This is a genomic window from Sphingomonas sp. (assembly GCF_042096255.1).
Classification (GTDB): Bacteria; Pseudomonadota; Alphaproteobacteria; order Sphingomonadales; family Sphingomonadaceae; genus Sphingomonas.
On record NZ_JBELLZ010000025.1, the window covers coordinates 1 to 12,133 of the forward strand.

Sequence of the window (12,133 nt, forward strand, 5' to 3'; positions counted from 1 at the left end):
CCCGGATTTCGCCGGGGGCGGTCAGCACCGCTGCGCGCATTGCCATTGCTCCTTGTCGATGGAAGAGGTGGCCGCATGCGCGACCAGCCCGGAATGAGCGACACGCTGCGCGAGAACATCGCGCGCCTGTCCGAACGCGCCGCCGCCGAGCGCGCTGCCGCGCCGCTGGCAGACCGGATCGCGATGCGCGTGTCCGACTTCGCCGGATCGATGCGCTTCGTCCTGCTGCACCTGGTGGTCTATGGCGCCTGGTTCGCGGTGAACCTCGGACTCGTGCCGGGGATCAGGCCGTTCGACCCGACCTTCGTGGTGCTGGCGATGGAAGCCTCGGTGGAGGCGATCTTCCTTTCCACCTTCGTGCTGATCACCCAGAACCGCATGGCGCGCGAGGCGGACCGGCGCGCCGACCTCGACCTCCACGTCAACCTGCTCGCCGAGCACGAGCTGACCCGCCTTGCCGGGCTGGTCGAGGCCATCGCCGAGCGGCTGGAGGTGCCGGTGAACCGGGGCGAGCTGGCCGAGATCAAGAAGGACGTCGCACCGGGTGCGGTGCTGGACGCGCTGGACGCGGAGAAGCAGGATTGAGCGGTCGCCCTTGCCTTGATCGCCACCCCGGCGAACGCCGGGGCCCAGTTGCGAGCGGTCCGAGACTGGATCCCGGCGTTCGCCGGGGTGGGCGTCAAGCAAGGTGAGCCCTCGACCGCAAACCCGCCCTCACTCCGCCGTCGCGACGCTGCTGCTCGCCGGCGCGAAGCGGTCGATCATCCACGCGCAGAAATCCGCGAACTGCTGCGGGTCCTTGGCCGGGCTGGTGTGGTGCGGCTCCAGCCCGAGATGCTCGGGGGTGAAGCAGAAGGTGACCATCACCTCGAAATCCGCCAGCGCCTCCATCTGCCGGTCGAACCAGTCGACCGCATTGGGGCGGAAGCTGTCCGCCCAGCTGAGCCCGGTGCGCAGCCGCTTCGTCCCCAGCCGCTTCATCCAAGCCACCGCATCGTCCAGCCGCGGGTCCTGGTAGTGGAACCACTGCATCAGCCCCATCCGGTCGGCGACCTGCGCATAATCCTCCAGCGCCGGCTTGGCCGTGCCGTCCTCGCGGATCAGCCCCATGTAGAAGTGCCGGTAATAGCTCGATCCCTCCGCCTCGCGGTGGCGGGTGGTGGCGCCCCAGCTTTGCGGCAGGTCGTACAACGAATACCAATAAGCGCGCTCGACGCGATCGATCAGCAGCTCGGCGGTGCGGCGCATGCCGAACACCTGCACCTCCTCCGCGCCGAAGCTGCCCACGCCCACCTCGGTCACCCACACCGGCTTGTCGGGCACCACCGCCTCGATCTCGGCGATCTTGGCGGGCCAGTCGTGGATCGACCACAGGTTCCAGTCGAGCGGGAAGCCGTGCACCGCGACGACATCCACTTCGTCGAGCGCGCCATGCGCGCGCATCTGGTTGGTCCAGTGCGCATCGATCGGCGACATGCCGCCCAGCACGCGCTTCACCTTTGGGTTCATCGCATGGATCGCCGCGCCTGCGCGCTTCACCGTATCGGCGAAGATCGACCAGTCGGGATCGAGCGCCGGGTCCCAGTGCGACTTGTTGTTGGGCTCGTTCCAGATCATCGCGGACTCGATCACGCGGGGCAGCTCCTGGAGAGGGGTGGCGCGGGGCGCCGAAGGTAAGAAGCTTGCGCCTTTATGGGCGGTTAGGCTGGAGGTCCAGCGCTGTAATCCACCGTCCCGTCGGGTTGATGCGAACGCCAACTCGCGTTCCGTTCGTGCTGAGCGAAGTCGAAGCACCAGCGCGACGATGCCGCATGCCCTTCGACTTCGCTCAGGGCGAACGGAGGTTGAACGTTGCGGCGCTGTTCAGGGCAACCGGTTGACCTCCACCACCGTGGCGCCGCCCGGCCACAGGTCCAGCGTCGTCACCGACGCCGGCGCCACCTCGAAGCGCAGCAAATTGTCGAGGCTCAGCCCCAGATAATGCGCCACCACCCCGCGGATCACGTCGCAATGGCTGACGCAGGCGACCGGGCCCGTGGCGATGCCTTCGACGAACGCCACCGCCCGCGCCACCGCCGCGGCCATCGTCTCGCCGCCCGGCGGCGCGGCGCTCGCCCGCGCATTGTTCCACCGGTCCCACGCCGGATCGCCGGCGAGGTCCTCGAAGCGCCGCCCGGTCCAGTCGCCGAAGTCGATCTCGTCCAGCGCCTCTGCCGTGGTGACGGCCAGCCCGCAGCGTGCTCCGATCACCGCCGCGGTCTCCTGCGTCCGCCGCCGCGGGCTGGCGTACAGCATCGCCACGCCGCGCGTCGCCAGCGTCTCCGCCGCGGCGGCGGCCTCCTCCCGACCACGCGGCGTCAGCCCACCCTCGGGCCCGTGCCCGGTAAGCCGCTGGCCGACATCGCCGTGGCTGCCGTGCCGGACCAGAAAGACGCGTTTCGCCAAATCGTTACGCCGAGGGAACAAGAAGAAGAAGAAGCTGTTTAGCTTGACGGTGGATAGCCCGTCCGGGCCCGCCGTCAAAGCACTGTGTCGAAAATTCGGGGGGTATGGATGGCCGAGCATGTTCTGATCACCGGTGGCGCCGGATTCATCGGCCGCCGAGTGACGGACGAGCTGTTGAAGCGGGGCAACCGGGTGCGCGTGCTCGATGCGCTGCTGCCCCAGGTCCATGGCGACGCCGGCCGCCCCGCCGACCTGGATGGTGAGGCCGAGCTGATCCACGCCGACATTCGCGACGCCGATGCGGTCGCCCGTGCGCTGGAGGGGATCGACAGCGTCGTCCACCTCGCCGCCGAGGTGGGCGTCGGCCAGTCGATGTACGAGGTGGAGCGCTACACCTCCACCAACGACGTCGGCACCGCGGTGCTGTTCGAGAAGCTTATCGATCACCCGGTCCGCCGCGTCGTCACCGCCTCCTCCATGTCGATCTACGGCGAGGGGCTGTATCGCGACGCCGACGGCAACACCGTCCAGGATGCCGAACGCAAGGCGCTCAGGGACGGGCAGAAGAATTGGGAGCCGGTCGACACGCAGGGCCGCCCGCTTGCGCCGATGCCCACGCCCGAGTGGAAGCAGCCCAATCTCGCCTCCATCTACGCGCTCAACAAATACGTGCAGGAGCGCACCACCCATATCATGGGCGCGCCCTACGGCATCGAGAGCGTGTGCCTGCGCCTGTTCAACGTCTACGGCCCCGGCCAGGCGCTCTCCAACCCGTACACCGGCGTGCTGGCGATCTTCGCCTCGCGCCTGCTCAACGGGCAGCGGCCGATGGTGTTCGAGGATGGCGAGCAGCGGCGGGATTTCGTCCACGTCTCGGACGTGGCGCGCGCCTTCGCGGACTCGCTGGTACTGCCCGAGGCGGTGGGCGGCACGTTCAACGTCGGCTCGGGCCGCGACCGCTCGGTGACCGAGGTGGCGGAGAGCCTGGCGCGCGCGATGCGGGTCAACGACATCGCACCCGAGATCGTCGGCAAGTCGCGCACCGGCGACATCCGTCACTGCTTCTGCGACGGCACGCTGGCCAAGGAACGGCTGGGCTTCGAGGCGCGGCAGGACTTCGAGGAAGGCCTCGCCGAACTCGCCGAATGGGTCGGCCGGCAGACGGCGGTCGACCGCGTCGATACCGCGCGGGCGGAGCTGGAGAAGCGGGGGCTGGTCGCATGAGGCCCGTGCTGGTCACCGGCGGCGCCGGCTTCATTGGCTGCAACCTCGCCGACCGGCTGGTGCGCGAGGGGCATGAGGTCATCGTCTATGATTCGCTCGCCCGACCCGGCGTCGAGCGCAACGTCGACTGGCTGCGCGAGACGCATGGCGACAAGGTCAGCGCGATCACCGCCGACGTCCGCGACATGGCCGAGCTGACCCGCGCCGTCCGCGAGGCCTCCGCCGTATTCCACATGGCGGCGCAGGTGGCGGTCACCACCAGCCTCGACGATCCGCGCAGCGACTTCGAGACCAACGTGCTCGGCGCGGTCAACCTGCTGGAGGCGGCGCGCGGCAATGCCGAGCCGACGCCGGTGATCTTCGCCTCCACCAACAAGGTCTATGGCGACCTCGCCGACCTCGACCTGTCGCCCACCCCCGAAGGCTATCTCCCGGTCGACAAGGGCCCGCGCGACCATGGCGTCGGCGAGACGCAGCCGCTCGACTTCCATACGCCTTATGGCTGCTCCAAGGGCGCGGCGGACCAGTACGTCCTCGACTATGCGCGCAGCTACAATCTGCCCACCGCGGTGATGCGGATGAGCTGCATCTACGGCCGGCGCCAGCGCGGCACCGAGGACCAGGGCTGGGTCGCGCATTTCCTGATCCGCGCGCTCTCCGGCCAGCCGATCACGCTTTACGGCGATGGCCAGCAGGTGCGCGACATCCTCGACGTGCGCGACGCGGTGGCGGCCTATCTCGCGGTGTGGCGCAAGATCGAGCGCGTCTCCGGTCGCGCCTTCAATCTTGGCGGCGGGCCGGACAATGCGGTCAGCCTGCGCACCGTCCTCGCCGAGATCGAGCGGCTGGTCGGCGAACCGCTCGACATCTCCAGCTCCGACTGGCGCCAGGGCGACCAGCGCTATTTCGTCGCGGACACGCGCACGCTCGAGGCGACGCTCGGCTGGCAGCGCACGGTTCGCTGGCGCGACGGCGTCGCCCGGCTGACCGAGGAACTGCGCGACGTCCTCCCCGCCCGCGCCCGGGCCGCTGCATGACGGGTGCGGCGCCGCACCATGTGCTGATGACGGCGGATGCGGTGGGCGGCGTGTGGCAATACGCCTGCGACCTGTCCGCCGCGCTCGTTGCCGAAGGCGTGGCGGTGACGCTGGCGGTGCTCGGGCCCGCGCCGTCGAGCGGCCAGAGTGCGCTCGCTGACGGTCCTAACGTCCGGCTGGTCGAGACCGGGCTGCCGCTCGATTGGCTCGCCAGCGATGAAGTCGAAATCCGCCACGCCGCTGCCGCCATCCGTGACCTCGCGGTGGCGGTCGGCGCCGATCTCGTCCACCTCAACAGCCCGTCGCTCGCCTGCGTGCGCTATCCGATGCCGGTGCTGACGGTCGCGCACGGCTGCGCCGGCACCTGGTGGGACGCGGTGGAGGGCAGCGACCTGCCGCCCGTGCTCGGCTGGCTGGTCCGCCTCAACCGCGAAGGGCTCCACGCCGCCGATGCGGTCGCCGCACCCAGTGCCGCCCATACGCAAGCGCTCGCCCGCCGCTACGGTGTCTTCGCGAACGTGATCCACAACGGCCGCGACCTCCCCGCGCCCGTGACCGACACCACCGCGTCCCATGCCTTCACCGCCGGCCGGCTGTGGGACCGCGCCAAGGGCATCGCCCTGCTCGACCGCGCCGCGCCGCGCACCGCAGTGCCGGTCCACGCCGCCGGTGCGCTCGCCGGCCCCCAGGGGGAGCGGATCGCCCTCGCCCACCTCCACCACCTCGGCACGCTCGCCGCCACGGACATGGCCGCCGCGCTGGCGCAGCGCCCGATCTTCGTTTCGCCCGCGCGGTTCGAGCCCTTCGGCCTGTCGGTACTGGAGGCCGCGGCGGCAGGCTGTCCTTTGGTCCTGTCCGACATCGCCACCTTCCGCGAGTTGTGGGACGGCGCCGCGCTGTTCGTGCCGCATGACGAGGCGGCGCTCGCCGACACGATCGCGGCGCTCGCCGCCGATCCGGAGCGCCGCCGCGCGCGCGGCGACGCCGCAGCCGAGCGGGCGCAGCGTTACACGGTGGCGGCGATGGCGGAAGGCACGCTGGCGCTCTACCGCCGCTTGGCCGCGGTGCCCCACGAGGTGGCGGCATGAGGATCGTCTATCTCACCCACAGCCTCGCCTCCTGCTGGAACCACGGCAACGCGCATTTCCTGCGCGGCGTGCTCTCGGACCTTCAGGCGCGCGGCCACGAGGTCGCGGTGTACGAGCCTGAAGGCGCGTGGAGTCTCCAGAACCTGCTCGCCGACCATGGCGAGGCAGGGCTTTCCGCCTACCGAACCGCGTACCCCGAGCTTGCCTCCTCCACCTACGACCCAGCCGGCGACCTCGCCCCTCTGGTCCAGGGCGCCGACCTCGTCCTCGTCCACGAGTGGAACGACCATCGCATCGTCGCCGAGATCGGCCGCCTCAGGGCGCGCGCAAACTTCCTGCTGCTCTTCCACGACACCCACCACCGCGCCGTCTCCGCCCCGCACGAGATGCAGGCCTACGATCTCCAGCATTATGACGGCGTGCTCGCCTTCGGCGAGACGCTCTCAGAGGTCTATCGCACCTGGGGCTGGCGCAACGTATGGACCTGGCACGAGGCCGCCGACATTCGCCGCTTCCACCCGCCCGCCGAGGAGGGCGAACGCGCCGGACTCGTCTGGATCGGCAATTGGGGCGATGGTGAGCGCACGCAGGAGCTGGAGGATTTCCTCTTCCGCCCCGCGCGCGAGGCGGCGCTGCCGCTCGACATCTACGGCGTCCGCTACCCCGCCGAGGCGCTCGCCACGCTGCAGCGCTACGGCATCGCCTATCACGGCTGGGCGCCCAACGCGCGCGCGCCGGAGATCTTCGCGCGCGCGCTCGCAACCGTCCACGTCCCCCGGCGCTATTACTCCTCGATCCTCCCCGGCATCCCCACGATCCGCGTGTTCGAGGCGCTCGCCTGTGGCCTGCCGCTCGTCTCCGCGCCCTGGGATGATGCCGAACACCTGTTCCGCCCCAATCACGACTTCCTCACGGCGCGCGATGGTAACGAGATGATGCGGCATCTTCGCGAACTGCGATATGACGAGGCGTTGCGGACTTTCCTTCGAGACAACGGCCTGGAAACCATCCGCGCGCGCCACACCTGCGCGCACCGCGTCGACGAGCTGCTCGCCATCGTCGCGGAAGTGCGCCCCGACCTTCAGCAAAGGAATGCTGCGTGAAGATCGCCTTCTACGGCTCCAGCCTCTTGTCCTCCTACTGGAACGGCGCCGCCACCTATTACCGCGGCATCCTCAAGGCGCTCGCCGACCACGGCCACGCGATCACCTTTTACGAACCCGACGCGTTCGACCGGCAGCAGCATCGCGACATCGATCCGCCCGAATGGGTCCGCTCGGTCGTCTATCCTGCCACCGACGAGGGCCTGCGCTCGGTGCTCGCCGAGGCGGGCGACGCCGACGTGGTCGTCAAGGCGAATGGCGTCGGCGTCTACGATCGTGAGCTCCTGGAGGGCATCGTCCGCGAGGCCAACCCGCAATCGCTCAAGATCTTCTGGGACGTCGACGCCGCCGCCACTTTGGACGAAATGCGCGCCGACCCGTCGCACCCGGTCCGCGCCGCCCTCCCCGATCTCGACATGGTCTTCACCTATGGCGGCGGCCCGCCGGTGGTGAACGCGTACAAGGGCTTCGGCGCGCGCGCCTGCGAGCCGGTCTACAACGCGCTCGACCCCTCGACCCACCATCCGGTCGAGCCCGATCCGCGCTTCGCCTGCGACCTCGCCTTTCTCGGCAATCGCCTGCCCGATCGCGAGGCGCGCGTGGAGGAGTTCTTCATCCGCCCCGCCGAGCGCCTCGCCGACCGCCGCTTCCTGATCGGCGGCAACGGCTGGCCCGACCGCGCGATGCCCGCAAACGTCCAGGTCCGCGGCCATGTCTACACCCACGAGCACAATGCCTTCAATTGCACCCCCCGCGCCGTCCTCAACGTCGCACGCGATTCGATGGCGGCGGTGGGCTTCTCCCCCGCCACCCGCGTGTTCGAGGCGGCGGGCGCCGCGGCGTGCCTGATCACCGACGCCTGGGAGGGGATCGAGCTGTTCCTCACCCCCGATGCCGAAGTGCTGGTCGCCCGCGACGGCCAGGACGTCGCCGAGCACGTCCAGTCGCTCACCGAGGAGCGCGCCCGCGCGATCGGCGAGGCGGCACGCGCGCGCATCCTCGCCGAGCACACCTATGATCGCCGCGGCGTCCAGGTCGATGCCATGCTCCGCGATATGGCCAAGGTGCCGGCATGAAGCTCGTCGTCCTCGGCCTGTCGCTCTCCTCCTCCTGGGGCAACGGCCACGCCACCACCTTTCGCGCTTTGCTCTCGTCCTTCGCGCGGCGCGGGCATGAGGTGCTGTTCCTTGAACGCGACGTGCCCTGGTATGCCGCGCACCGCGATCTGCCGAACCCGGACTGGTGCCGGCTGGATCTCTACCCCGACCTGCCCGCGCTCGACGCCTGGGCGGACGAGGTTGCGGCGGCGGACGCGGTGATCGTCGGCTCCTACGTTCCCGACGGGATCGCGGTCGGCCGCTGGGCGCAGCAAACCGCGCGCGGTGTCACCGCCTTCTACGACATCGACACGCCGATCACCCTCGCCGCGCTGGCCAGGGACGATTGCGCCTATCTGTCCCGCGATCTCGTCCCCGGCTACGATGTCTATCTCTCGTTCACCGGCGGCCCGACTTTGCGCCGGATCGAAACCGAGTTCGGCGCCCCTGCAGCGCGCGAGCTCTATTGCTCGGTCGATGCCGCCGCCTATGCGCCGCAGGACGTCCCCAAGAAATGGGACCTGTCCTATCTCGGCACCTATTCCGACGACCGCCAGCCCACGCTCGACAAGCTGCTGATCGAGGTCGCCCGCCGCGCGCCCGAGCGCCGCTTCGTCGTCGCCGGCCCGCAATATCCCGGCGCGATCGACTGGCCCGCGAACGTCGAGCGGATCGAGCACCTGCCCCCCGCCGAGCATGCCGGCTTCTACTCCGCCTCGCGCATGACGTTGAACGTCACCCGCGCGGACATGATCGCCGCCGGCTGGTCGCCGTCGGTCCGCCTGTTCGAGGCGGCGGCCTGCGGCACCGCGATCGTCTCGGACCGCTGGGACGGCCTCGGGAACCTGCTCGCGCCCGATCGCGAGATCGTCCTCGCCGACACCGCCGAAGACGTGCTCGCCGCGCTGGCGCGCGACACCGATGCGCTCGGCCGCGCCGCCCGCGCGCGCATTCTATCGAACCATACCGCCGATCACCGCGCCGCCGAACTGGAGCGGCACATCACCGAACGCGTGACGGCACAAAGAGAGGAGCCTGTCGATGCTTGACCCCCAGTCCAAGGACCAGCTGATCCTGGTCGCCGGCGGCGCGGGCTTCATCGGCGCCAACCTGTGCCTGGAACTGCTCGAACGCGGCGAGACCGTCGTCTGCCTGGACAATCTCCAGACCGCGCGACCCAGCAACCTGCGCGACCTGGAGGGGCACCCCCGCTTCGAGTTCATCCGCGCCGACATCACCGAGCCGCTGCCGGAGACGGTGATGACGCGCGCCGGCCGGTTCAAGCGGATCTACAATCTCGCCTGCGCCGCCTCGCCGCCGCTCTACCAGGCCGATCCCGAGCACACGATGCTCACCTGCGTGGTCGGCACCAACCGGCTGCTGCGCCTCGCCGAGCAGGGCGGCGCGCGCTTCCTGCTCACCTCCACCAGCGAGGTCTATGGCGATCCCGAGCATCATCCGCAGCGCGAGGGCTATCGCGGCAACGTCAGCTGCACCGGCCCGCGCGCCTGTTATGACGAGGGCAAGCGCGCCGCCGAGACGCTGGCGTTCGATTACCTGCGCACCGGCCGCGCCGACGTGCGCGTCGCGCGCATCTTCAACACCTATGGTCCGCGCATGGACCCCGACGACGGGCGCGTCGTCTCCAACCTGGTCTGCCAGGCGCTCTCCGGCCGCGACATCACCGTCTATGGCGACGGCAGCCAGACGCGCAGCTTCTGCTACGTCACCGACATGGTCGACGGGCTGATCCGGCTGATGGAGAGCGACACCGCGATCGGCATGCCGGTGAACCTGGGCAATCCCAACGAAATGACGGTCAACGAGCTGCTGACGCACGTTGTCGCGCTCACCGGCACCGTGGCCGCGGTCACCAACCTGCCCCTTCCCCAGGACGACCCCCGCCGCCGCCGGCCGGACATCGCGCGCGCCGCCGAGCTGCTCGGCTGGGAACCGCGCGTGCCGCTCAGCGAGGGGCTGGCGGCGACCTGCGCGTGGTTCGGCGACGAACTGGGGGTGGTGTCCAAGGCGGAGCGGCGGGTCGCGGCGCGGGGATAGTCCCTCTCTCTCCGTTCGTGCTGAGCGAAGTCGAAGCACCTTGTCAGACATAGCGCTTGTCCTTCGACTTCGCTCAGGACGAACGGGTGTAGGATGGCGTTGGCGGAACGCCCTCTCCCCGCCCCTCGTTGATTCGCCGAGGAGAGCCCCGATGAACAAAGACATCCGCCCCACCACCGAAACCGATCGCCCCAACATCTCCACCGAGCACCAGCAGGACGGCGACGCCCGCCGCCCCAGCGACGCGCTCGACAAGGGTCAGCCGAACGAGGAGACGATCCCGAGGAAGTCGTCGCTGACGTGAGCAATGGTCGGAGATTACCCGTGCCTGATAAGGCACCACCCCGGCGAACGCCGGGGCCCCGGTGCGAGCGTTCCGTTATTGGACCCGGCGTCCGCCGGGGAGGCACTTTAGCGTGACCGGATGGAGTCTTACCGCTCCCCTCGCGGCTTCCACGTGATCACGCGCCACGCATAGCCCAAGGCGATCGCAACCATCGACGCGGTCGCCACCGGCCCCACATAGCGGTCCAACTCCGCATAGCGCGAACCGAAGAACAGTCCCGCGCCCGCCAGGATGATGTTCCAGATCGCCGATCCCGCGAAGGTGAACAGGAAGAAGCGCCACAAGGCCATCCGCGCCATGCCCGCGGGCAGCGAGATGATCGTGCGAAAGGTCGGCAGGAAGCGGAACACGAAGATCACCCACTGGCCGCGCTTGTGGAAGAATCGCTCCAGCGCCTCCACGTCCTCCCATTCCAGCGTCAGCCAGCGCCCGTTGCGCTCCACGAACGGCCGGAAGCGGGCATAGCCCAGGTGCCGGCCCAGCCAGTACCAGAAGTAATTGCCCGCGGTGGTGCCCGCGGTACCCCACAGCACCAGCGGCCAGAACGCCATGTCGCCGCGCGCCACCGCCATGCCGGCAAGGCCCATGATCACCTCCGACGGGATCGGCGGGACCACATTCTCCAGCGCCATCAGCAGGAAGATGCCGAAATAGCCGCCCCAGGCCATCCACTCGAGGATGAAATCGGTCATGCGGCGTCTTCGATCATGGGCATCCTACACACCGTTCAGCCCCGTTCCGCCAGCCCCCGCTCCTTCAACCGTCTTTCGATCGCGTCCCAGATCAGCCCGGCGACGTCGGTCCCGTCGAACGTCTCGATCGCGACGATGCCGGTCGGCGAGGTGACGTTGATCTCGGTCAGCCACTCGCCGCCGATCACGTCGATGCCGACGAAGATCAGCCCGCGCCGCTTGAGCTCCGGCCCCAGCGCCGCGCAGATCTCGCGCTCGCGCGGCGTCAGCTCGGTCTTTTCCGCCGATCCGCCGACCGCGAGGTTCGACCGGATTTCGCCCGCGCCGGGCAGCCGGTTGATCGCGCCTGCCACCGCGCCGTCGACCAGCACGATCCTTTTGTCGCCCTTGGCCACGTCCGGCAGGAACGCCTGCACCATGTGCGGCTCGCGCCAAGTCTGGTTGAACACCTCCATCAGCGCGGACAGGTTCTCGCCCCCCTCGCCGATGCGGAAGATCGCTTTGCCGCCGTTGCCGTGCAGCGGCTTCACCACGATCGCGCCATGCTGCTTCAGGAACGCACGCGCCTCGTCCAGCGAGCGGGTGACCAAGGTCGGCGGCATGAACCGCGCGTAATCGAGCACGAACACCTTCTCGGGCGCGTTGCGCACGCTGACCGGGTCGTTGACCACCAGCGTCTTGTCGCTGATCCGCTCCAGCAGATGCGTGGCGGTGATATAGCCGAGGTCGAACGGCGGGTCCTGGCGCATCAGCACCACGTCCGCCTCCGCACCCAGGTCCAGCGACACCGGCTCTCCGAACGCAAAGTGATCCCCCGCCACCCGCTGCACCGTCACCGGATGCGCGCGCGTCCACAATCGTCCGTCGGACCAGTTCAAGTCCTCCGCCGCATAATGGAACAGCCGGTGCCCGCGTGCCTGCCCGGCCAGCATCAGCGCGAAGGTGGAATCGCCGGCGATGTTGATGGCGGCGAGCGGGTCCATCTGGACGGCGACGGAAAGGGACAAGGCGGGCAACTCCGTTCGGGATGGTGCCGCCTAGAT

Annotated in this window: 13 protein-coding genes; 9 read left to right on the forward strand and 4 right to left on the reverse strand. The window is 69.4% G+C overall.

Annotation, left to right across the window (positions count from 1 at the left end; all coding sequences use genetic code 11):
* Positions 1–75 precede the first annotated feature (75 nt).
* Entirely contained in the window at positions 76–585 is a 510-nt protein-coding gene (locus ACFDTH_RS06945; RefSeq protein ID WP_375286801.1) for a DUF1003 domain-containing protein, read from the forward strand.
* 129 nt (positions 586–714) lie between these two features.
* Here ACFDTH_RS06945 and ACFDTH_RS06950 read toward each other — a convergent pair whose 3' ends face one another.
* Both ACFDTH_RS06950 and ACFDTH_RS06955 read right to left on the reverse strand, forming a co-directional pair.
* On the reverse strand, positions 715–1,632 hold the full coding sequence (locus ACFDTH_RS06950; protein WP_375286802.1) for a glycosyl hydrolase: 918 nt from the start codon (positions 1,630–1,632) through the stop codon (positions 715–717).
* 231 nt (positions 1,633–1,863) lie between these two features.
* On the reverse strand, positions 1,864–2,445 hold the full coding sequence (locus tag ACFDTH_RS06955; protein ID WP_375286803.1) for a histidine phosphatase family protein: 582 nt from the start codon (positions 2,443–2,445) through the stop codon (positions 1,864–1,866).
* Between the two features lie 108 nt (positions 2,446–2,553).
* Between ACFDTH_RS06955 and ACFDTH_RS06960 the strand changes: the two genes are divergently transcribed.
* From ACFDTH_RS06960 to ACFDTH_RS06995, 8 genes are all read left to right on the forward strand, one after another.
* Positions 2,554–3,669 carry an NAD-dependent epimerase/dehydratase family protein gene (locus ACFDTH_RS06960; protein WP_375286804.1) on the forward strand — a complete coding sequence of 372 codons (1,116 nt, stop codon included), beginning with the start codon at positions 2,554–2,556 and terminating at the stop codon, positions 3,667–3,669.
* Positions 3,666–4,706 (forward strand): SDR family NAD(P)-dependent oxidoreductase, encoded by a 1,041-nt coding sequence (locus ACFDTH_RS06965; protein WP_375286805.1) that lies wholly within the window; start codon positions 3,666–3,668, stop codon positions 4,704–4,706. The genes ACFDTH_RS06960 and ACFDTH_RS06965 overlap by 4 nt, the downstream gene beginning before the upstream one ends.
* Positions 4,703–5,794, forward strand: coding sequence for a glycosyltransferase family 4 protein (locus ACFDTH_RS06970; RefSeq protein ID WP_375286806.1), 1,092 nt, complete (start codon positions 4,703–4,705; stop codon positions 5,792–5,794). The genes ACFDTH_RS06965 and ACFDTH_RS06970 overlap by 4 nt, the downstream gene beginning before the upstream one ends.
* Positions 5,791–6,897 carry a glycosyltransferase gene (locus ACFDTH_RS06975; protein ID WP_375286807.1) on the forward strand — a complete coding sequence of 369 codons (1,107 nt, stop codon included), beginning with the start codon at positions 5,791–5,793 and terminating at the stop codon, positions 6,895–6,897. The genes ACFDTH_RS06970 and ACFDTH_RS06975 overlap by 4 nt, the downstream gene beginning before the upstream one ends.
* Entirely contained in the window at positions 6,894–7,973 is a 1,080-nt protein-coding gene (locus ACFDTH_RS06980; RefSeq protein WP_375286808.1) for a glycosyltransferase, read from the forward strand. Before ACFDTH_RS06975 ends, ACFDTH_RS06980 begins: the two co-directional genes overlap by 4 nt.
* On the forward strand, positions 7,970–9,043 hold the full coding sequence (locus ACFDTH_RS06985) for a glycosyltransferase (RefSeq protein WP_375286809.1): 1,074 nt from the start codon (positions 7,970–7,972) through the stop codon (positions 9,041–9,043). The genes ACFDTH_RS06980 and ACFDTH_RS06985 overlap by 4 nt, the downstream gene beginning before the upstream one ends.
* The gene (locus ACFDTH_RS06990; protein WP_375286810.1) at positions 9,036–10,052 is read left to right on the forward strand and encodes a UDP-glucuronic acid decarboxylase family protein; all 1,017 of its coding nucleotides are present in this window, start codon (positions 9,036–9,038) and stop codon (positions 10,050–10,052) included. The genes ACFDTH_RS06985 and ACFDTH_RS06990 overlap by 8 nt, the downstream gene beginning before the upstream one ends.
* 151 nt (positions 10,053–10,203) lie before the next feature.
* Entirely contained in the window at positions 10,204–10,356 is a 153-nt protein-coding gene (locus tag ACFDTH_RS06995; protein ID WP_375286811.1) for a hypothetical protein, read from the forward strand.
* 128 nt (positions 10,357–10,484) lie between these two features.
* On the opposite strand, the gene ACFDTH_RS07000 is transcribed toward ACFDTH_RS06995, so the two are convergent.
* Both ACFDTH_RS07000 and gshB read right to left on the reverse strand, forming a co-directional pair.
* Positions 10,485–11,090 carry a DedA family protein gene (locus ACFDTH_RS07000; RefSeq protein ID WP_375286812.1) on the reverse strand — a complete coding sequence of 202 codons (606 nt, stop codon included), beginning with the start codon at positions 11,088–11,090 and terminating at the stop codon, positions 10,485–10,487.
* 35 nt (positions 11,091–11,125) lie between these two features.
* Positions 11,126–12,097, reverse strand: a complete 972-nt coding sequence (gene gshB / locus ACFDTH_RS07005) for a glutathione synthase (RefSeq protein WP_375286813.1) — start codon at positions 12,095–12,097, stop codon at positions 11,126–11,128.
* Between the last annotated feature and the right edge of the window lie 36 nt (positions 12,098–12,133).